The sequence below is a fragment of the Holophagales bacterium genome, from assembly GCA_016719485.1.
Classification (GTDB): domain Bacteria; phylum Acidobacteriota; class Thermoanaerobaculia; order UBA5066; family UBA5066; genus UBA5066.
This window is the reverse complement of the sequence record JADJZB010000029.1, coordinates 190391-210602: the sequence shown is the minus strand read 5'-3', so window position 1 is coordinate 210602 and position 20212 is coordinate 190391. Positions and strand designations below refer to the sequence as shown.

Below are 20212 nucleotides of genomic sequence, written 5' to 3'. Positions count from 1 at the left end.
AAGGAAGAAGCCGGAGAGATTCTCGGCGTTCCCGCCAATGCGAGCGCGGCGGAGGTGAGGCGCCGCTACCAGGAGCTCTTCACCGACCTACAGGTGCGGCTAACAAACGCGCCGACGGCCCAGCTCAGGAAGAGGTACCAGGAGGGCCTTCGGGACTCCCGGACCGCGTGCGAGGTGCTGGCGCCGGGAGCGCTCGGTGGCTCGGCGGCAGATGACCTTCCATCGGCACAGCCGAGCGACCCGGCGGGGACTCCGGAGCCGAATTTGAGCGGGCACGGGGCGCCGCCTCCGCGAGCGACGGCGGCTACGTCTCCGGGTCTGCCGATCAGCACGGTTGTCTTTGCGGGCGCAGCCGTCGCGTTCGCGACGCTGGCGGCATTCCTTTGGGCAGACAGAGGCAAAGGGCCGGCGTCGTCGCCCTCGGCAACCGCCACGGCCCGGCCCCGCCCCCCGAAAGAACAACTGACGGGAGCCTGGAGTTCGTCCGGATTCCTGCCTCAACCTTCCTGAGGGGCTGCACGGTCGGCGACTCGGATTGTTACGAGAACGAATTTCCCCGCCATTCGGTCCGGATCAGCAGGGACTACGAGCTGATGAACGCGGAGGTGACGGTGAGGCAGTTCCGGGCTGTTCGTCGCGGGCACCGGGTACGAAACGGATGCTGAGCGCGCCGGAACATCGCGAGTGTGGGGTGAGACGGAGATGAAGGAAATGCAGGGGCTTGTCGTGGCACCACCCGTCGTTTCACCAGGAAGAAGACCACCCGGTCGTTCACGTCTCCTGGAACGACGCGGCAGAGTTCTGCTCGTGGATCGGGGGCCGGCTGCCATCGGAGGCGGAGTGGGAGCTCGCGGCGCGCGGCGGTGCCGACGGGGAGAGGTACCCGTGGGGAGGTGAGCCTCTCTATGACCAGGCGAACTACGGAGCGGAGGGGGGAGGGCCCGCGACGAGAGGGCGGGACGTCTGGCTGAGAACCAATCCTGTGAAGGCCTTTGCCGGGAACGGATTCGGGCTCTACGGGATGAGCGGGAACGTCTGGGAGTGGTGCGCAGACTGGGCGGGAGCGGACTATGACGGTGCTTCTCCGAGAGCCGATCCGGAAGGCCCACCAAAAGGCGAGTGGCGCATCCAACGGGGCGGATCGTGGGTCGTCCGTCCCAAGTTTGTGCGGGTGTCCCACCGCCACTGGGAATCACCTGCCTACCGCGATGGTGACACGGGCTTTCGCTGTGCCCGGGGCGCCCCAGGAGCTTGAGGCTCGAGCTCTCGAACCCTCGACCTGCAGGGGTCCATCGGGCGGATCCCCCTCGGCGCCGTGCCGGGAGAGCGGGATAGAACCAAGAGAAGCGGAGTGGCCGGCAGCTGATCGCGGTCTTAGCGTCCTCGCTATTCCGAGGTGCCTCCCACTTGAGACAGGAGTCGGCTCATGAAGAAGGAAGAGGCTGAGGATTCGCCGGTCCTCGATCCCGAGAACCTGGCGATCCTCATCGTGCCCGTCAATGAACTCTGGCGCCAGGAGAGCTACCTCTGGGAAGGAGGGCGGCTCTTTCGCCTCGCCTTCCGGCCGGGCTCGTCCGACCTCGACCACGACCTCATCCCGGAACCGGACGACCCACTGGCGCCCGTAGCGAAAGTGACGGATCTTTGGCGCACATTCGGCCGCCCAGACTCCTGGATAGTCAGCTATCCGCCTGGGTTCGGGAGCGGGCAGGCCACCCGTTGTCTAGTGACAGGACACACCAGGGAATGGCGTCCCTACAACAGCCGCTGCGACCACGCCCTGGATCACGGCGCGCTCGGGTACTTAGACTATCTCGAACGGTACATGGAGGGGGCCAATAATGGTGTGATCCTGGTGTACGCCGGCCACGGAGAGACGGCGTTGTGCACCGCCGTGGCCGGCGAGGGGGTCGCCGAAGTCCATTCCCCGCAATCGTTCGAAATCCTGGGGCCGCAAGGCGAGCTCCGTCCACGCCTCGAGCGTTCCCTGTCGAAGCTGGGGGCATCGACGGAGGGCGAGGTCGTGGTCTTTGGCCCGCGCTCTGACGAGCTTCTTCCGTTGCTCGTCAGCCTGCTTCCCGCCAATCGTCGCCCCGCGCGCATTCCGGACCTGCAACGGCGTGGCATGATTACGGTGCATAGGCTTCTGATCGGTGAAGAGAAAGAACGCCTTTACCTCGCCACTCTGGAGCACGCCATGGGCGTTCGTTTTCGAGAAGCTGTCCGCGTAGTTGGTTCCGAGGAGGTCATTCCCGCGGAGACCGTTGTCGAGATTTTCCCCGAGGGCATAACTCTTCCCGTTCTTCGGGAGAAGAGCTTCACGGCGGTCGATCCGGGCCGATTTCCGGTCGGGACTCTTTGCGAGGTTGTCGGCTCGTCCGTCTTCTCGCTTGCCGAGCTGCCTGCCGTGGGCCTCGAGCCGGCTCGCGACGCTAGACTCGCTGTCCGGCTGGACCTGGACGCCAACCGACAGGTGAGGTGGAGTCTTTGGCAGGACGTAGGCGAGGAGCGCAAGTCGCTCGCCACGGGGATCCTCTGCCCTTGGTAGACCGTCAGCCGTTGCGGAGGCCACTCCAGGAGATGGAAAGTCGAGGTGGTCGACCGGGAGGTCGATTCCTCGCCGTCCGTCGGGTGTGGGCCGCACCGCCACCGGTGCCGCCCACACCCGAAGCGGCCTCGCCGCTCACCCCCGCGCCACCGCCCCCACAATCTCCACCGCCGTCGCCCGCCCCTCCCGTTCCGGCACGAGCAGGCGTTCCAGGAGCGGCCGGATCACGGCCGGGACGACCGTGAGATCCCGCCCGGTCTCGCTGGTGCGGAGGATCGAGAGGGCCATCCGGAGAGTCGTGTCGTCTCCCCACGGGAACCGGCCCGTCGCCATCTGGTAGAGGAGGACGCCGAGCGACCACATGTCGGAGCGCGCGTCGAGCGGCTCCCCGCGGAGCTGCTCGGGCGACATGTAGGGGATGGTGCCGAGGATCGAATGGGCGGCGGTGAGGATCGAGGCGTCGATCCGGCGGGCGAGGCCGAAGTCGAGGAGGACGTAGCGGTCGGGGGCGACGTGCATGACGTTCGCGGCGTTCAGGTCGCGATGGACGACCCCGTGGCGGTGCAGCTCCGCGAGGGCCGACGCGATCTGCCGGGCGGCGGAGAGGACGTCTTCGGGAGGAAGCGGGCCGCGCTGGAGGCGGGCCTGGACCGTGTCGCCCTCGAGGAGCTCCATGGCGACGTAGAGGCGGCCGTCGTGCTCGCCGCGCGCGAGGAGCCGGACGACGTTCGGGTGCGAGAGGGCGGAGACGATCTCCCCTTCGCGCTCGAGCCGATGCCTCGCCTCGGCGTCCGTCCCCTCCTGCGGGAAGAGGAGCTTGACGGCGGCGGGGGTGCCGTCGTGGAGGTCGACGGCGCGGAAGACCTCGCCCATGCCGCCGACGCCGATCCGGTCGAGGAGCCGGTAGGCGCCGACGCGCTGGCGGCCGTGGCGGGAGATCTCCTCGAGCGGCTGTCCCGCTTCCGGGAGAGAGAGGAGCCGCACGTCGCGGAGCTGGTATCGGCCGGCCGCGGGCTCTTCGAGGAGGCCCTCGCCGGCGAGGCGGGCGAGCGTGGCGCGCAGGCGGACCCCGCCGTCCGAGGCGAGGTCCGGGGCGGCGGAGGCGACGCTCTCGAGAACGGCCGCCTCCGACGCCGCGCCCCCGAAGCCGAGCCGTGAGACGGCGGCGTACGAAAGGCGCGAGAGGAGGTCGAGGGCCGCCCAGTCCTTTCGGGCTTCGCTCACGCGTTGCCAGCGCTGCGCTTCCTGGAAGTGCCACGCCCCGGAGAGGGCGGCGCCGGCCTGCGCCGAAAGGCCCGCGACGAAGGCGAGGTCGCGTTCGGAGATCGAAGCTCCATCCGCCGGAGAGAGCGCGACGAGGCCGGTCCCCGCATCGCCGCTGACGACGGGGACGACGGAACGCGCTCCCCAGGCGGCGAGCGCCGGGGAGACCTCGCCCTGGGCGCGTTCGGCGGGATCGAATCGCGAAAGGAAGGTCGCGACCTCGCGAGGATGGCGCGTGAGGGCCTCGAGAACGGGACGCGCGGCGGGGTCGTCGGGCGGGAGGACGATGGGAGGGCGCCCCTCGCGCACGGCGGCCGTGAGGCGGCGCGCGTGCGGAAGGCGATCCCGCAGGGCGTCGTCGAGGCGCTCGAGAATCCCGGCCGGATCGAGGAGGCCGGAGACGCTTCTCCCGAACGCCTCGAGCGCCTCGGCCTCCTGCCGCGCCTCGAGCTCGCGTCGCGCCGACTCCTTCTCGAGGAGAAGCGTCCTCGCCTTCTCCTGCTCGACGCGCAGCTCGGAGGTCCGTTCGTCGACGAGGGCGCTCAGCCGCACCTCGCGGCGTTCGAGGCGGCGGATGCGCGTGCGGTGGAGGAGCCACGCGGCGAGGCCGAGGGCGAGGAGGGCGAAGGCGCGGACGGCGTTGTGCTGCCAGAAGAAGGGGGCGATCGCGACGGCGAATCGCTCCGGGGCGCCCCAGCGATCCCCGAGGCCCGCCTGGACCTCGAAGTCGTATCGGCCGGGAGGGAGAGCGGCGATCTCGACGCGGCGGCCCGTCGTCGCCTGCCAGTCGCGGTCGAGGGGAGAGAGCCGGTAGCGGAACCGGAGACGCCCCGGATCGCGGAGGTGGATGGCGGTGAAGGCGATCTCGAGCCGGTGCTTGCCGGCGGGGAGCTTTCGGAGGGCCTCGCGTGGGACGGCGCGGCCGTCGACCCTGAGGCCGGAGAGGAGGGCGGCCGGAGCCGCGCCGAGGCCGACGCTCCCTGGATCGACGACGGAGAGGCCCTTCGACGTCGCGAACCAGAGGCGGCCGTCCCGCGCGCGAAGGGCCGACGGGCTCGACCCGCCACCCGGATCGGTGGTGCGAAGGCCGTCCTCGGGACCGAACGCGAGGAAGGGGATCGAAGAGGCCGTGCCGGCGTCGTGGGCGGCGAAGGCCTCGGGCCGGATCCGGAGGACCCCGGCGGTGCTCTTCAGCCAGAGCGCTCCGGTGTCGTCGGTGAGGATTCCCCAGAAGCTCTCCGAGGGGAGCCCGTCGCTCATCCGATAGCGCCGGAGCCCCGACGTGCCGAGCCGGAAGAGGCCCGCGTCGAGCGTGCCGAACCAGAGGTCGCCGCGCGCATCCTGGGCGGCGCAGGTGAAGACGTCCCAGGTGGCGGGGAGTCCGCTCTCGACCTTCTCGAGGCGGTTTCTCCCGGCGGGCCTTCGGAAGAGCCCTTTCCGCGTCATCGCCCAGAGGGTCGAGGCGCGGTCCTCGAAGAGGTCGAAGACGAGGGCGTCCGTTCCGGGAACGGGGTCGATCCCGCCGGGCCGGATCTCGAGGAGGCCGGTGCCGGTGCCGGCCCAGAGGCGGCCGTCCGCCGTCTTCTTCAGCGCGAAGACCCAGCTCCCCTTCCAGCCGTCGAGGAGCGGCGAGGGGGTGAGGCGGCCGTCTGCGAGGTCCCAGAGGCCGTCGTGCGAGCCGGCGACGAGGTGACCGGGCCGGGCTTCGGCGAGAGCGGTGAGCCAGCCCTTCGGCGTCCGCGTGTCGGAGGGAAACGCCTCGACCCGGCCCGGCCCGAGCCGCGCGAGCCCGGCCTTGGTGGCCGCCCAGATCGCGCCCTCATGGTCTTCGGCGACCGATCGGACGCTCGGGTGCGGGAGGCCCTCGGCGACGCCCCAGGTGGTGAACGCGCCGGCCGAGAAGCGGTGGAGCCCGCCGTCCCAGGTGGAGACCCAGAGGTTCCCTTCCCGGTCCTCGAAGATCGCCCAGGGGCGCTCTCCGACGAGGCCGTCGGCGGGGCCGAACTTCTCGATCGCGCCGTCGGGCCGGATGCGCGCGAGGCCGTGGGAGTCGATTCCAACCCAGGCGTTCCCGTCCCGATCCACCGTGACGCGCACGGCGGTCTCGGCGGGCAGCCCTTCGGAGAGGCCCCAGGAGCCGCGGCACGTCGTGCCACGGAAGCGGAAGACCCTCCCCGCGGCGACCCAGACGTCGCCGTCAACGCCCTCGGAGAACGAGGAGGCCGAGGTCGCCACGTCGTGGCCGCACGCCCGCGCGAGGAGCGTCGTCCGTCCCTCGGGCTCGACGACGGCGATTCCCCCGGTGGCGTTCCACCAGCTGCGCCCCGACCGGTCGACGAACGCCGCCTTCGTGACGGCGCCGGAGCGCTCGGGGAGGTGCGGGAACGGGCGGATCGAGCCGTCCCTCTTCGAGTAGATCGTTCCCGGTCCGCTCAGGAGGAGGTCGCCGCCCGGAAGGGTGGAGAGCCGGCCCGTGTGCCCCTCGGCCGCCGTCAGGATCCTCCGGAAACGACCCGCCTCGTAGAGGACGAGCGTCCCGTCGGCGAGGCCGATCCAGAGCGCGCCGTCGGGGTCGGTGTGGAGGTAGGAGACCTCGTTCTGGGTGAAGGCCGGGGTGTCGTGCTTCTGGAAGAGGACGAAGTCGAAGCCGTCGAATCGCACGAGCCCGTCCGTCGTGCCCATCCAGAGGAGACCGTCGGGCGTCTGGGTGATGGCGTAGGACGAGACGCCGGGAAGGCCCTCGCGCGGCGTCCAGGTGCGAAGGACGTACTGCGAGATGGCCCGGTCCGCGGGCAGGGCGCGGGCGGGGACCGACACGCCGACCGAGAAGAGCAGGACGATCGCGGAAAGGGACGGGCGATTCAGGGGAGATTTCCCTGGAGGACCTTTCGAATCGAGAGGCCCGAGCGCCGGAGCGTCCAGGCAAGGCTGTCGCGAGTTATCCCGAGGTGCTCGGCCGCCGCGGTCCCCGACCCGGTCCTCCGGACGGCCTCGACGAGGACGCTCACGTCGAGTTCGTCCGCACGGCGGGAGCGCTCGAGGGCCTCCTCGATTCCGCACGCCCGGATGCGCAGGAGCAGGGTGGATGCGGGGACCGGAGGCCCCGGATAGCCGAGAGCGCGCGCGACGTCGGCATCCTCGGCCACGCGGGCGAGGACTCCCCGGTGCTCCGCGATCCTGGCCATCAGGAGGCTCGCGAGCGCGTCGGGCGCCGGCGGCGGCGGGGGCGAGGAGCCCTGGGGCAGACCCCTGCCGATGACGAGGTCGATCACGTCGAGAAGGGTGCGGTCGGCCGGGGCGAGCAGGACGCTGCGCCTGACGGCATGCTCGAGGCCCCGGACGTTCCCGCTGCGGGACCAGTCGTGCGTCTCGAGGGCGGCGAGCGCCTCGGGGGTGAAGCCCTCGATGGAGGCCCGATGGAGCCTCGTGGAGGCGTCCTTCAGGAATCTCCTCGCGAACGGCGCGATGTCGAGCGGCCTCGACGAAAGGGGCGGAACGTGGACCTCCAGCTCGGCGAGCCGCCAGTAGAGGTCCTCGCGAAAGGAGCCGTTCCGGATGAGGGGCTGGAGGTCCTGGTTGGCGGCCGCCACGATCTGGATGTCGACGGCCTCGTCGACGCCGGAACCGAGAGGCGAGAACCGGCCCGTCTGGAGGAGGCGGAGCAGGCGCTGCTGGAGCTCGAGCGGCAGCGTCGCGACCTCGTCGATGAAGAGCGTCCCTCCGTCGGCCAGTCGGGCGCGGCCCGGGCGCCCCTCGACGGGAGCGCTGAATCCGGACTTCTTCGCGTAGCCGAAGAGCTCGGCTCCAATCGCCTCCGCGGAAGTCACCTGGCCGCAGTCGAAGACGACGAAGGGCCGGTCGCGCCGCGGTGACCACTCGTGGAAGAGGCGGGCGAGGTGCGACTTCCCCGAGCCCGTCGGGCCGAGCAGGAGGACTCCGAGCCCACCGGTCTTCGCGGCGCGCCGGAGAGGCTCCACGACCTCGGCGAGGAAGGCCGGGTCCCTGGCCGGCTCGCCGTCGACCTCGCGAGCGACGACCTCCTCTTCGCGATGGTGGCGCCTGCGCTGCTCGGCCTCGGCGAGGAGCCGCTGAACGAGGCGCAGGTGCGCGAGCGCGTTCAGCGTGCGCTCCGTGAGCCGGGCGATGTCGAGGAGGTTCTCGGCGTCTTCCTCGGTGAAGGGCTCGCCGTTCCTCCTGTCCGCGTAGAGGCAGCCGCCGACGCGGACGTCGGACCGCGACTCGGCCACGGAGAACCTCAGGGGGACGGCGACGACCGAGGAGAGGAGGTTGCGGGAGGCGCTCAGGGAGCGCGACAGGACGGGACTCCCGGCGGCCGCGCGGATGGGTTCCCCGCTCTCGAGGACGCTCTCGAGAACGCTGAGCGAGGCGACGAGAGAGATCTCCTTGTCCGCGAGGCTCTCCCCGCCGCTCGTCACGGCGGTCCAACGCCCCTGGGCGGGTTGGAAGATCGCGACGAGCGCCTCGTCGGCGCCGCTCGCCTCGCGGGCCATGCGTGCGGTGTCGCGGAGAGCGACGTCCCAGTCGGCGACGGTCAGGTACTCCGCCCGGATCAACCGGCGCAGGATGCTCTCCGGGCGGCTGGCACTGGTGCTTGGGTCGACATCTCGCATGGCAATGGAACGAACTCCCTCTTCCGGATCAGCGGGCCTTGTGCGCGAATCTAGCATGGCGTTTCAGGACGCTCGGCCGGGAAGCAGGCCGTCGCGCTGCAGGCGATCGGAGCCCCTGCGAGGCGGGCTCGCAATACCGCCGGGCCCTCCCGTACCCTGTGCGCCATGGCGAAACGGATCGAGCCCTGCCGCAAGAGCCCCGAGGAGCGCCTCGACGACCTCCTCTCGGGGCACCGGGAAGCCTCGCTGAAGAACGAGGGAGGGAAGTACGTGGCCCGCGCGATCGCGTCGTCGGACTCGCTCCCGAACGGCGTGAAGTTCTTCGCGTACGCCCTGCTGGCGGCCGACGCCGAGGACGAAGACGCCGCGCTCGAGGCCCTGGAGATGGCGGAGAGCTACCTCGAGGTCGCCCGGAAGGACCTGGGCCGCCGCTTCACGAAGGAGCTCGGCGAGCTCCGTTTCCTCGAGCGCGGCATCGCCCTGAGGAGCGACCGGGGGGAGTTCGAGGAGGCGCTCCGCCTGTGCGACGTGGCGCTGGGCCTCGGGCTGGGCGAAGAGTACGAGAGGAAGAGGGCGTCACTCCTCAGGATGACGTAGGGGGCCGGCTTCGCGCAGCCGGGCCCGGGGAGGGAGACCGCTCAGCGCCTTCCGTCGAGCGTGCGCTGGATGGCCTGGGCGTCGTTCCGGGCGGTCGTCGCCTTCTTCTCGGCGTGCGCCTTCCTGTCGGATTCGCGCTTGGTCCGGTGCTTGAAGACGTACAGGAGGCCACCCGCGACGGCGAGGGCGAGAAGGACCCAGATGGTGGTGGTCATGCTCCGCTTCTTCCTGGGCGACCTACGAAAAACGGGGGTCCAGGCCGAGCCCGAACCCCCGCTGACGTTGAGTCAGTAGTGTATGGAACTGTCGGGCTAGTAGCGGCCGCGTCCGCCGCCGCCGCCGCCGGTCCGGCTCTCCTGCGGCTTGGCCTCGTTCACGCGGATGGCGCGGCCGTCGATCTCGCGGCCGTTGAGGGCGCCCATCGCCTTCTGCGCGTCGGAGTTCGACATCTCGACGAAGCCGAAGCCCTTCGAGGAGCCGGTGTCGCGGTCCGTGATGACGCGGGCGGACTCGACCTGGCCGTACGGGGCGAAGAGGTCGTTGAGCGTGGAGTCGGTGGTGTTGTAGGAGAGGTTTCCAACGTAAAGCTTCATCTGGAGTCCTTGCTTTGAGCGGCAGCCCTGGGACGGCCGGGGTTCGAGGGGGGTGGAGACTAAGAGCGTGACCGACGGGGCTTGCTTGGTACGCTGTGCCGCGCCATCGATCTCGTAAGCGGGAACGAGCGAGGAGACGGAGAGAGACCTTGCGACGAGAAGAGTACCACGCTTCCCGCGGCGTGCTGGTCGGGGGCCGAACTTACGGCTCGGGTGCGCCTTTCTCGGAAACGGCCATGGCTCTCGCTACGGCCTTCCCGAAGCGCGGGTCCCGGCGGAGGCTGAAGAGGTCGTCGTCGTCCTCGATCCGGCGGTACGAGGCGAACCCTGCGTCGATCGCCTTGTCGAGCCACGCGAACGCCGCGTCCTTCTCCTTCAGGCGCGCGTGGGCGCAGGCGAGGTTGTACATCGTGGCGGACTTCCGGTAGCCGAGGTCGAGAGCCTTTCGGTAGGCCCGGGCGGCCTGCCGGTCGTTTTCCGCGGCGAGGCTCGCGTACCCGAGGTTGGACCAGCCGCGGCCGCTGCCGGGGTGGCGCTTCAGATAGCTCTCGAAGCGGGTCGTCGCCTCCTCCCCCTTCCGCGACCATCTGCGACCGGAGCAGCCGGGCCCCGAGGCTCGGGAAGCCGTCGAGGGTGAGCTCCTCGGCGTCCTTCAGGAGCTGCCGGAAACGGGGGTCGGCGCGGAGGCCGTCGAGGTCGTCGTCCTCGCGGAGGTGGTCGGGGTCGTCGAAGCCGGCGTCGAGGGCGCGCTGGAGAAGGTCCAGCGCCTCCGCCTTCTGGCTTGCGAGCGCCCGGGCGCAGGCCGCGTTGTAGAGGGACGTTCCCTCCCGGACTCCCGCCTGGGCGGCGGCGACGAACGCACGGGCCGCGCGGTCGTAGTCGGCGTACTTGAGAAGGTCCCGGCCCACGTCGTAAAGGGCGCGACCATCCGGCGGGGTGCGGGTGACGAGGAGGTCGAAGCGCTCGGCCGTCCGGCGGACCTTCGCCAGGTCGCGGCCGGCCCGTGCCTCGCGCGCCTTCCTCTTGAGCTCCGTCCAGCGGGGGTCGGAATGGAGCCCGTCGAGGTCGGAGTCGTCGAGGTGTCCGTGAACGTCGAAGCCCCCCTGCATCGCCTTGTCGAGCCACTCGAAGGCGAGGTCCTTCTCTCCCTTTCGGGCCCTGGCGCAGGCGATGTTGAAGGTGGCGACCTCTTCGCGGTAGCCGGCCTCGATCGCCTTGCGGAACGCATCGATGGCCGCGTCCCACCGCTCGTCCTCGTGGAGCTCCATCCCGCGATCGAACCACTCCGACCCGCTCCGCCTGTCGCCGCCCTGCTCGCGGGCGGGGGTTCCCGTGTTCGACGGGACGGACTTCTGCCCTGCGGGGCCGGTCGCGAGGGCCGTCGATCCGAGGAGGGCGGCGAGGGCGAAAGCGCCGGGCACGAAGGCGCGGCGCATCGTCCAGGTGAATACCGACCGTTCAAGGCCCGACGATCCCTCGGAGGAGCGTTCGTGTGTCATGGGAACGGATACGAGAAGACCGAGCCGGGTGTTTCCGGGGAACGGAAAGGGCCGGACGGCGCGTGCCGAGCGGCCCTCGGGGATTCCGCCTGGAGCGATCCGGCGGCTACTTGATCTTCTCGACGATCGGAAGCTTCGGGTAGAGGGCCTTCACGGCGTTCAGCAGCGCCTTGATCGACTCGTTCCCGCCGACCTCCGACTTCGCGTCGGTGAAAGCGAAGTCCGAACCTTTCGACATCTGGAGCTCGACCTCGTGGCAGAACTTGCCGTCCGGCTTGGCGAGGCACTCCGTGCGCACGGCCTTGAGGCCGGCCGGGAACATCTCGAAGCTGTCCGCCTGGTTCGTCCCGTCCAGCCACTCGATCTTGTCGGCCTTCAGGACGAGCTTCCCGCCGCGGTTCTTCGACCAGAGGCTGGTCTTGCGGACGAGACCGTCGACCTCGATCGACGACGGCACGGGCGCCGGACCGGCCGACCGGCCGGCTCCTGTCCCGGAGGCGACGAGGGGAGCATCCATGAGCGCGCGGATGACGCCCTCGGGGACCTTGTTCTCCTTCAGGTAGATCAGGTCGTTCAGCGAGGGGCGCTGCTCCACGCCCTTCTGCATGAGCTGGTCGACGATGAGCTTCTCGGAGGTCCCGGCCTGGACGGCCTTGACGACGTCCACGGCTCTCGGGTTGTCGGGCTGGGTGCCGGAGGAGAGCGTGGCCGGCGAGGCCACGGCCGGCGCGGGCGCGGCCGGCGGGGTCTTCGCGAGGAGCGCCGAGACGACGCTCTCGGGAACACCGGCGTTGCGGAGCTTGTCGGCGTCCGAAGGCGTCACGGCGGAGACCGTGTTCCCCGGGTCGTTGACCTTCGCGAGGATGTTCTCTGCCGAAGCGCCAAAGCTGTGCGCGGCGAGGATCTTGTCGACGGTGATCTCTTCCGCCGTGACCGGGAGCGCGAGCAGGAGCGCCAGGAGTGTGATGGTCGTTCTCATGTCTTCCCCCTTGTTGGGGTCGATTCTAGCCACAATCCAGCGAGCGGCCAGCTCGGCGTTCGCGCCGGGAAGGTCGCAACTGCCTCTGCATCACGAGGTCCGGCGTCTTGTTGTCGCGGGAGGAGGTTTCCAATATCATCCGCCCATGATCGGGACGGAAAAGGTCCTCGTTGGTGGACAGACCGCTTCGGGCGAGACCGGAAACTACGACGTCGTCGTCATCGGCGGCGCCATCGCCGGCGCCTCCACCGCCATCCTCCTCCGCCGCCGGAACCCGGCTCTGCGCGTCCTCGTCGTCGAGAAAGGCGAGGCGTTCGACTGGAAGGTGGGGGAGTCGACGGTCGAGATCTCGGCCTACTTCCTCACGCGGGTCCTCAAGCTCTACGACCACCTGAGCCGCGAGCACCTCGCCAAGCAGGCGTTCCGCTACTGGTTCCACAACGAGAAGGTCACGCGCCTGCGCGAGGCCTCGGAGGTGGGGTCGACGCAGCTCGCGCGGACGCCCGGTTTCCAGCTCGACCGCGCCGTCCTCGACGAGCACGTCCTGAAGGTGGCGGCCTCGGAAGGGAGCGAGGTCTGGCGGCCCGCGAAGGTCGTCGACTTCACCCTCGAGGGGGAGGCCGGGAACTCGGTCACGGTCGAGAAGGCGGACGGGACGAAGGTGACCGTCCGCGCGAAGTGGGTCGTCGACGCCTCCGGGCGGCAGGCGCTCCTGGCGAGGAAGCGCGGCGGGATCCGGCCGGTCGAGGGACACCCGACGTCGTCCATCTGGGTCCGCTATCGCAACGTGAAGGACCTCGACGGCGTCGAGGTCGTCGGAACCGACCCGGCCGACCCGTTCGTCCGCGGCGTCATCGCCTCGAGGCGCCTCGCCACGAACCACTTCACGGGCTGGGGCTACTGGATCTGGTTCATCCCGCTGCGCGGCGGGGAGACGAGCGTCGGCCTCGTCTGGGACACGCGCCTCGTCCAGCCCGAGGGGGCGACGCCGCTCGAGAAGCTGACGAACTTCCTCCACGCGAACCCGCTCACGCGCGAGATGCTCGAGCACGCCGAGCCGGTCGAAGGGGACTGCCGGTACCTCGGGACGTTGCCCTACTTCCTCGACAAGTTCATCGCGCCGGGCTGGACCTGCGTCGGCGACGCGGGCGGGTTCCTCGACCCGTTCTACTCGCCCGGCCTCGACCAGATGAGCTTCTCGGTCCACATGCGCGTGAACCTGATCCTGAAGGCGCTCGCCGGGACCCCCGCGGCGGAGATGGAGAAGGAGTACGCGGTCCACAACAAGGGGTACGGCCGGTTCTTCCGCTACTTCTACGAGGCGATCTACCGCGACAAGTACCACCTGATGGGCGACTACGACACGATGACCACGGCGTTCCTGATGGACACCGCCCTCTACTACCTCGTCGCGGTCCACCCCCTCTATCGAAGGTCGGCGGAACGGCTCGCGATGCCTCCCTACTACGGCGACGGAGCCGAGGTCGGCCTCTACCCGATGCGCTTCTACCAGGGGCGGCTCATCTCGATCGCGAAGCGGAAGAAGGCCCTCGGCATCTACGGAAACCACAACGCGGGACGGCGGCCCGGCTTCGTCGGCTTCTCGGTGAGGAGCTCGATCCTCGTCATGCTCGCGCACGGCCTCGCGCGCTGGGCGAAGGCGGAAGCCGCGAATGCGCTGACGTACCTCTGGAAGCCGAAGCCGATCGAAGGGCCGCAGCCGCTCCTCCCGCCGCGCATGGCCCGGGCGGAAGGCCCCGGCCTGGAGGCAGCGGCGCGCGGATGACGCGAGAAGGCGCTTGAAGCGGGTTCGGCAGGGGTGGGTGCCCGTTGCACTGGGCGCCGCGTGCGCGCTTCTGCTGAGCGCGGCGCCCGCCCGAGCCTGGGACGTCGACGCCCTCGTCCTCGAAGCCGCCGCGAGGCAGCGCGAGGGAGAGCTGGCCGCGGGGCGCATCACCCTGGAGCGGGTCGAGGTGGAGACCGAGCTCGACGGGGAAGGTCGACGGAAGACGCCCGAGAGGCGGCGCTACACCGTCGTGATGGACAGGCGCGGGGTCGTCTCGCGCGAGCTCCTCGAGGTGGACGGCCGCGAAGCGACCGCAGAAGAGAGAGCGAAGTCGCGCAAGGAGGACGAGAAGCGACGGCTCGCGTCGCTCGAGGCGAACGGCGCCCGGTCCGACGAGGAGGAGCTGATGTCGGGGCGCGTTCCGCTCCTCGACCTCCTGCACCGGCTCCAGTTCCGGTACGTCGGCGAGGAGCTGCTCGACGGGCGGGCCACGCACGTCGTCGCCTTCGGCCCGAAGCCGGGCCTGGTGTCGAAGACGATCCGCGACCGTGTCCTCAACGCCTTCGCCGGCACGACGTGGATCGACGTCGCGGAGCACCAGCTGAGGAAGATCGACGGTCACCTGACGACCCCGGTGAAGGTCCTCGGGGGCGCGCTGCTCGACCTGAAGGGCGTGCGGCTCGTCTACGAGAGCCGCGAGGTGCTTCCCGGCACCTGGGCCCCGTGCCGCGAGGAGATCGGGATCACGGCGACGGCGGGGATGTTCCTCGGCGTCCGTCGCGAGATCCGCTTCGAGTTCTCGAACTACCGCAGCGCCCGGCCCGACGTCCCGCTGCGCGCCGCGCGCTGAGCCGCACCTGGACCGGGCGGCCGCGGCTCCCCGACGACACGCTTCCCTCCCCGTCCCGACGCATAATTCCCGATGGCCCGGCGGGCGACGAGCGCGCCGGCGCGAGGGGAGTCGTCACATGGCCATCGTCCTGAACGGCACGTCGCTGACGGTCCCGGATCTCGTCCGCATCGCGCGCCACGGAGAGAAGGTCGAGCTCGCCCCCGAGGCCCTCGCGAGGATCCGCGCCTGCCGCGCGGTCCTCGAGGAGAAGATCGACGCCCACGAGATCATGTACGGCGTCAACACGGGAATCGGGGAGTTCTCCGAGGTCGTCCTGACCGACGAGCAGGTCAAGGAGTTCCAGCGGTACCTCATCTACAACCACGCGGCCGGCATCGGCGACCCGGCGCCCGAGGAGTACGTCCGCGGCGCGATGGCGGGGCGGATCAACGTCCACGCGCACGGCAACTCCGGCTGCCGGCCCGTCATCACCCAGACGCTCGTCGAGATGCTGAACCGGGGCGTCACGCCCGTCGTCTGCCAGAAGGGCTCCGTCGGCGCCTGCGGCGACCTCGCGCCGATGTCGCAGGTCGCGCTCCTGCTGCTCGGCGAGGGGGAGGCGACGTACCGGGGCGAGCGCCTTCCCGGGAAGGTCGCGATGGAGAAGGCGGGAATCGAGGTCCCCGGCCTCATGGCCCGCGACGGTCTCGCCACGATCAACGGATCGAACCTCCTGACGGCGATGAGCGCGATCCACCTCTACGACATCGACCGCTGGCTGAAGCAGGCCGAGATCGCCTGCGCGATGTCGCTCGAGGCGCTCTTCGCGAACTTCAAGCCCTACGACGTCCGCCTGCACCAGCTGCGCGGGTTTGCCGGGGCGGTTCGCTCCGCCGCGTCGATTCTCAAGTGCGTCGAGGGCAGCGACCTGCTCACCGGCAAGCTCAAGACCAAGGTGCAGGACGCCTACTCGATGCGCTCGACGCCGCAGGTGATCGGCGCGGCGCACGACGCGGTCGCCTTCGCGCGGGTCCAGATCGAGATCGAGCTCAACGGCGTCGGCGACAACCCGATCTTCCTGCCCGAGGAACGGCTGACCCTCACCGGAGCCAACTTTCAGGGGACCCCCGTCTCGCTCCCGATGGACATGATCGGCGCCGCGGTGACGATGGTCTCGGTCCTTTCCGAGCGGCGCCTGAACCGGCTCAACCACCCGGCGCTCTCCGTCGGCCTCCCCGCCTTCCTGACGAAGGGGGCGGGTATGTTCTCGGGCCTGATGCTCAGCCAGTACACGGCCGACTCCCTCATCGTCGAGCAGAGGATCCTCTCGATGCCAGCGTCGATCCAGTCGATCCCCGCGGCGGCCGACCAGGAGGACTTCGTCTCGATGGGGATGAACACAGCCATCAAGAACGGACAGATCCTCGACAACGCATACGGCGTCCTCGGGATCGAGATGATGGCCGCGGCGCAGGCCCTCGACTTCCGCGAGTTCACGCCAGGGCGCGGCGTGTCGGCCGCGCGCCGGGTCGTGAGAACCGTCGTCGACCACCTCGACGTCGACCGTCCCCTCTACACCGACCACACCAACATGAAGGAACTCGTCCGGGCGTGCGCCGTTCTCGACGAGGTCGAGCGGGAGGTCGGGCCGCTCGGCTGAGCGCGGGGTCAGGTCTACCTTCTACACTCTGCGCGTCGCCGGCCGCTACCTTGCGGCGGGAGGGAAGAGGCGCGGGTCCGCGTCGAGCGGCGTCCCGAGCCTCACGAGGATCATCTCGGTGTCGTCCGCGGCGAGCGGACCACGACGGTCCTGGCTCCGGCTGCGCGCGCGTCCGTTCGAGAAGGGGAAGTTGTTGTCGGAGGCGACGAGGAGCGTCTGGCGGTCGACGACGTGGACGGACTCGATCGTGTAGAACGGGAGGCGGAAGAAGTCGCCGTCGCTCCCGGCGCCCGACGGATCCGGAATCGCGAGGAGGTCGACGAGGAGCGTCTTCCCGACGTACCCATCACTGGATGCCGCCGCCGACAGGTCGAGGAGGAAGACCTTCTTGAACCGCGGCGCCATGAGGTCGTCGCCATGGTTGTCGCGCTCGATCATGAGGAGCTGGCGTCCGTTCACCGCCTTCAGCTCGCCGATCGAGACCGGCCCGGCGGCCGGGGCGGCGGCGTCCGGGTAGACGCGGGAGCCCGAGGCGTCGACGAGGGCCGCAAGGTTCACGGCCTGGCTCGGCATCTCGAGGCGCACGCGAAGGAAGCCGGGCACGAAGGCGCGCATCGCGACGTCGTAGACGTAGATCCGGAGATCGCGGGGATCGTCTCCGATCACGGCGCCCTCGAGGAGCGCGTAGAGCGTGCCGCCGTCGGGGCTGATGGCGAGGCCCTCGGGGCCTCGGCTCGCGGCGAGGTTCGGGCGCTCGGCGTGCTCGCGGTCTGCGATCTTAAGGAACGGGTTCTGCGGCGACCTCACCCCTGGAAGCTCGATCGGCGCCTCGAGGACGCGTCCGTCCGCCGCGACGTGGAGGAGAAAAGGGCCGAACTCTTCGCTCACCCAGAAGGTCCCGTCGGGCGCGCGGACGAACGATTCCGGGTCGAGGTCAAAGCCCGTCAAGACTCTCGTCGACGGATCGGTCCCGCATGCCGCCGGTGTGGGCGGGAGAGAGTTGAACGAGATGCCGGGGAGTGGAGTCCCCCGCTTCGGGTCGCACGCGATCGTCCAGGAGAGACGGCGGTCGGGGTCGTGGAGGACGACCGTCCCTTCGATCCGGGGGCCGGCCGGGTCGTTCCAGCGGGGATCGACCCGGTAGAAGACGAGCTGGAAGTCGGCCGAGTTCGGCCGCCAGGCGTACCCGTTGTCGGCGAGCGCCCACCAGGTTCCGAGCTCGCCGGGTACCATGCTCGAGAAGCCCTGGACCGGTTGGGTGGCGAGGTAAGGTCCCTCGGCCAGCCCGCGCACGCCGTTGGAGGCCGCGGTCGCGCGCTCGGGTGCGGAAAGGAACGCCCCCGAGGGCGGCGAGCCGGCGCGGACCGTTGCCGCGGGTAGGACGCTCCGGGCGACGAGGCGCGCCTGCGGCTCGGCGCCGCGGGCCGCGGAGGCTGCCGTGACGGCGAGAACGAGGGTGACGTCGAGAGCGGTCGGACGATTCACGGCAGATCTCCTCCGGGGTCGTTCGGTTACGGCCTCAGGTCCTCGTCGGAGGCGAGGGCCTCGGGGCGCGCGCCGAGCCGGACGAGGAGCGCCACGAGGACCTGCTCGGCCTCGGTCATCCCGGAGCGTCGGTCGATGACCTGCCGGGCGAGGTCGGGCCGGTTCGTGATGAGCCCGTCCACGCCACGGCTCATGAGGGTGAACATCCAGGCCGGGTCGTCCACGGTCCAGGGATACACCTCCTGCCCGGAGCGGTGGGCGTGCCGCACGAAAAGGCGCGTCACCATCTTCTTCTCGACGGCGACGAAGTCGGCCCCGAGCTTGGTCAGGTCACCGAGCGACTTCGCCGCGAGGACGCCCGTCCGCCACCCGGGGCGCAGCTCCTTCATCTTTCGGACCATCCCGTGGTCGAGGGACATGAAGACGCAGTCGTCCGCCATCCCGGCCGCCTCGACGATCTCGACGACCTTCTCCTCGAGGCGCACGTCGTGGCCGTACTGCTTCAGCTCGACGACGACCTTGCAACGTCCTTTGCAGACGGCGAGCGCCTCGGCGAGCGTCGGGACGCGCTCGGCGGAAAACTGCGCTCCGACGCGGCTGCCGATGTCGACGGCGCGGATCCGGGCGGCCTCCGACTGCCAGATCTTCATCGGGTCCCCAGCCGCCTTCATCAGGTCGCTGTCGTGGACGACGAGGACCTCGCCGTCGGCCGATTCCTGTACGTCGAGCTCGACGTAGTCTGCCTTCTGGTCGGCGGCGAGACGGAACGCCGCAAGCGAGTTCTCAGGGGCCGTCGCCGAAGATCCGCGGTGCGCGATTACGACCACCTCCTGGAGCTTCCGGGCGGGCGCCGCGGCGAGGAGGACGAGGGCCGCGACGGCGAGGACCGAGACGGTTGCGATCGAAGCGAGGAAACGCGGATGTCGGATGAGAGAGCCCTGCGGCACGGAAACGGCCTCTCCCGGTGCCTGCGGGCTCTTCGGCTCGCCGACGGCGAGGTAGAGGCGGGCGAGGACGAGGGAGAGGAGGACTGCGTTCACGACCCCGGCCGCGAGCGCGAGGAAGCCCGTGATCGTCGCGACGACGAAGACGAACGTCAGGGTTCCCGCCAGCGAGCCGCCGAAGTGGGGCGCGAGCGAACGGCCGGCGGCTTCCGGCAGCCACCTGAACGCCGCCAGGACGAGGGCCGCGAACGCAGCCCACACCCCGAGTGCGGAGAAGATCACTCCGCGGTCCCCCTCCGACCTCCGCCGGCTCTCCCCGAGGGCGCGCCACGGGGAGACGCCCTCGAAGAGGACGATTGGCAGGGCGAAGGTCCAGCGGGCGGCAGTCCGTACGAGAAGGGCGAGAAATACCGACGCGAGGGCGGCGACGAGGAGCGCGGCCAGCCAGAACTCCTGCGGGCGCCGGGAGAGGTAGTAGTTGATGTCGTGCGGCCGGAGGAGAGCGAGGTAGACGAGGCCCCGGCGACGCCGAACGGAAGGAGACCCGCGACGACGCGGACGACCATGTGCGTCGTCAGGCGGAGGACGCGGGGGCGTTCGACAAGGCGAAGAAGAGGGCCTGTCTCGCGCCGAGCCTCTTGCCGTCGGCGCCGGCGAAGCCGACCGCCATCAGGGCGGTCAGCTCGAGGCCGGTGATCGCAGAGAGGACGGCGACGCCGACGAGGAGAGAGAGGATTCCCGGAACGGTCGTCAGGAGGGTCCTGGCGATCTCCGCGTCGGCGATGACGTCGTCCGAGTGCCTCGAGAGGTGGATCCGCAGGAGGAGGATCGTCCCGGGTGTCAGCAACGCGAACGCGACGGCCTTCCAGGCGACGTCGGCCGCGACGAGGCGCCTCCACGACCGGAGGAAGTCCCGCAGGGCTTCGACCAGGATCGAGCGGGTCGTCTTCCACATCTCGGCCATCTCAGCTCCGGACGAAGTGGGGCAGCTCGAAAGGAATCGGCAGCGAGAGCTCGACGATCCCCCGGTACTCGCCGCCCTCGTACCACGGCGCCTGGTAGATGAGCTTCTTCACGCCGTCCTTTTCGATGGTGTAGACGTTGAGCGCGCCCGTCTTCAGCAGCTCCTCGAAGAGCGCCCGCGCACGCTCCGGGTGGCAGTCGAGGATGCTCTTGCCGATCAGCTCGCGTCCGCCGTCCGTCGCGTGGGTCTCGGCGGCCCGGTCGTTCATCTCCAGGGCCACGCCCTCGCGGTCGCAGACCGTGATCGCGGCCTTCAGCTCCTTCACCCAGGCGCCCTCTTTCATCACGTACCTTTCTCCGCCCGTCGCCAGGGTCGGGCGCGGTTCCTTCATCATGCCTGACGTCTGCCGATCCATAATAGAGAATCAAGAC

The 20212-nt window shown here is 70.0% G+C and carries 16 protein-coding genes; 6 read left to right on the top strand and 10 right to left on the bottom strand.

Annotated elements, in window-relative coordinates:
* Positions 1–721: 721 nt before the first annotated feature.
* Together IPN03_21055 and IPN03_21050 are read left to right on the top strand one after the other, a co-directional pair.
* Positions 722–1255, top strand: a complete 534-nt coding sequence (locus IPN03_21055) for a formylglycine-generating enzyme family protein (protein MBK9376140.1) — start codon at positions 722–724, stop codon at positions 1253–1255.
* A gap of 171 nt (positions 1256–1426) precedes the next feature.
* The gene (locus IPN03_21050) at positions 1427–2548 is read left to right on the top strand and encodes a hypothetical protein (GenBank protein MBK9376139.1); all 1122 of its coding nucleotides are present in this window, start codon (positions 1427–1429) and stop codon (positions 2546–2548) included.
* 135 nt (positions 2549–2683) lie between these two features.
* On the opposite strand, the gene IPN03_21045 is transcribed toward IPN03_21050, so the two are convergent.
* Together IPN03_21045 and IPN03_21040 are read right to left on the bottom strand one after the other, a co-directional pair.
* Entirely contained in the window at positions 2684–6628 is a 3945-nt protein-coding gene (locus IPN03_21045; GenBank protein MBK9376138.1) for a protein kinase, read from the bottom strand.
* A gap of 44 nt (positions 6629–6672) precedes the next feature.
* Positions 6673–8385 (bottom strand): sigma-54-dependent Fis family transcriptional regulator, encoded by a 1713-nt coding sequence (locus IPN03_21040; protein ID MBK9376137.1) that lies wholly within the window; start codon positions 8383–8385, stop codon positions 6673–6675.
* Positions 8386–8607: 222 nt separating this feature from the next.
* Here IPN03_21040 and IPN03_21035 point away from each other — a divergent pair, with 222 nt between their 5' ends.
* Positions 8608–9039: a hypothetical protein gene (locus tag IPN03_21035; protein ID MBK9376136.1), complete on the top strand. Its 432-nt coding sequence runs from the start codon at positions 8608–8610 to the stop codon at positions 9037–9039.
* Between the two features lie 41 nt (positions 9040–9080).
* Here IPN03_21035 and IPN03_21030 read toward each other — a convergent pair whose 3' ends face one another.
* The 4 genes from IPN03_21030 to IPN03_21015 all read right to left on the bottom strand — a co-directional run bounded on the left by IPN03_21030 (position 9081) and on the right by IPN03_21015 (position 12110).
* Positions 9081–9254, bottom strand: a complete 174-nt coding sequence (locus IPN03_21030) for a hypothetical protein (GenBank protein ID MBK9376135.1) — start codon at positions 9252–9254, stop codon at positions 9081–9083.
* Positions 9255–9350: 96 nt separating this feature from the next.
* Positions 9351–9632 (bottom strand): RNA-binding protein, encoded by a 282-nt coding sequence (locus tag IPN03_21025; protein MBK9376134.1) that lies wholly within the window; start codon positions 9630–9632, stop codon positions 9351–9353.
* A gap of 59 nt (positions 9633–9691) precedes the next feature.
* On the bottom strand, positions 9692–11068 hold the full coding sequence (locus tag IPN03_21020; GenBank protein MBK9376133.1) for a tetratricopeptide repeat protein: 1377 nt from the start codon (positions 11066–11068) through the stop codon (positions 9692–9694).
* 169 nt (positions 11069–11237) lie between these two features.
* The gene (locus tag IPN03_21015; protein MBK9376132.1) at positions 11238–12110 is read right to left on the bottom strand and encodes a hypothetical protein; all 873 of its coding nucleotides are present in this window, start codon (positions 12108–12110) and stop codon (positions 11238–11240) included.
* Between the two features lie 145 nt (positions 12111–12255).
* Between IPN03_21015 and IPN03_21010 the strand changes: the two genes are divergently transcribed.
* The 3 genes from IPN03_21010 (at position 12256) to IPN03_21000 (ending at position 16388) form a co-directional block, all read left to right on the top strand.
* A complete protein-coding gene (locus tag IPN03_21010; protein ID MBK9376131.1) occupies positions 12256–13896 on the top strand; it encodes an NAD(P)/FAD-dependent oxidoreductase in 1641 nt (546 codons plus the stop codon).
* A 13-nt stretch (positions 13897–13909) separates the two neighbouring features.
* A complete protein-coding gene (locus IPN03_21005; GenBank protein MBK9376130.1) occupies positions 13910–14746 on the top strand; it encodes a hypothetical protein in 837 nt (278 codons plus the stop codon).
* A 118-nt stretch (positions 14747–14864) separates the two neighbouring features.
* The gene (locus IPN03_21000) at positions 14865–16388 is read left to right on the top strand and encodes an aromatic amino acid lyase (GenBank protein ID MBK9376129.1); all 1524 of its coding nucleotides are present in this window, start codon (positions 14865–14867) and stop codon (positions 16386–16388) included.
* Between the two features lie 45 nt (positions 16389–16433).
* Here IPN03_21000 and IPN03_20995 read toward each other — a convergent pair whose 3' ends face one another.
* The 4 genes from IPN03_20995 to IPN03_20980 all read right to left on the bottom strand — a co-directional run bounded on the left by IPN03_20995 (position 16434) and on the right by IPN03_20980 (position 20124).
* On the bottom strand, positions 16434–17873 hold the full coding sequence (locus tag IPN03_20995) for an esterase-like activity of phytase family protein (GenBank protein MBK9376128.1): 1440 nt from the start codon (positions 17871–17873) through the stop codon (positions 16434–16436).
* Positions 17874–17899: 26 nt separating this feature from the next.
* A complete protein-coding gene (locus tag IPN03_20990; GenBank protein ID MBK9376127.1) occupies positions 17900–19099 on the bottom strand; it encodes a hypothetical protein in 1200 nt (399 codons plus the stop codon).
* Between the two features lie 292 nt (positions 19100–19391).
* On the bottom strand, positions 19392–19781 hold the full coding sequence (locus IPN03_20985) for a hypothetical protein (protein MBK9376126.1): 390 nt from the start codon (positions 19779–19781) through the stop codon (positions 19392–19394).
* A gap of 1 nt (position 19782) precedes the next feature.
* Positions 19783–20124: a PAS domain-containing protein gene (locus IPN03_20980; GenBank protein MBK9376125.1), complete on the bottom strand. Its 342-nt coding sequence runs from the start codon at positions 20122–20124 to the stop codon at positions 19783–19785.
* Positions 20125–20212: the final 88 nt, after the last annotated feature.

Excerpts from the sequence above, each read along its gene's own strand:
- IPN03_21050 (MBK9376139.1), top strand. The coding sequence starts at position 1,427 with ATGAAGAAGGAAGAGGCTGAGGATTCGCCGGTCCTCGATCCCGAGAAC.
- IPN03_21035 (MBK9376136.1), top strand. The coding sequence starts at position 8,608 with ATGGCGAAACGGATCGAGCCCTGCCGCAAGAGCCCCGAGGAGCGCCTC.
- IPN03_21030 (MBK9376135.1), bottom strand. The coding sequence starts at position 9,254 with ATGACCACCACCATCTGGGTCCTTCTCGCCCTCGCCGTCGCGGGTGGC.
- IPN03_21025 (MBK9376134.1), bottom strand. The coding sequence starts at position 9,632 with ATGAAGCTTTACGTTGGAAACCTCTCCTACAACACCACCGACTCCACG.
- IPN03_21020 (MBK9376133.1), bottom strand. The coding sequence starts at position 11,068 with ATGCGCCGCGCCTTCGTGCCCGGCGCTTTCGCCCTCGCCGCCCTCCTC.
- IPN03_21015 (MBK9376132.1), bottom strand. The coding sequence starts at position 12,110 with ATGAGAACGACCATCACACTCCTGGCGCTCCTGCTCGCGCTCCCGGTC.
- IPN03_21010 (MBK9376131.1), top strand. The coding sequence starts at position 12,256 with ATGATCGGGACGGAAAAGGTCCTCGTTGGTGGACAGACCGCTTCGGGC.
- IPN03_21000 (MBK9376129.1), top strand. The coding sequence starts at position 14,865 with ATGGCCATCGTCCTGAACGGCACGTCGCTGACGGTCCCGGATCTCGTC.
- IPN03_20985 (MBK9376126.1), bottom strand. The coding sequence starts at position 19,781 with ATGGCCGAGATGTGGAAGACGACCCGCTCGATCCTGGTCGAAGCCCTG.
- IPN03_20980 (MBK9376125.1), bottom strand. The coding sequence starts at position 20,124 with ATGAAAGAGGGCGCCTGGGTGAAGGAGCTGAAGGCCGCGATCACGGTC.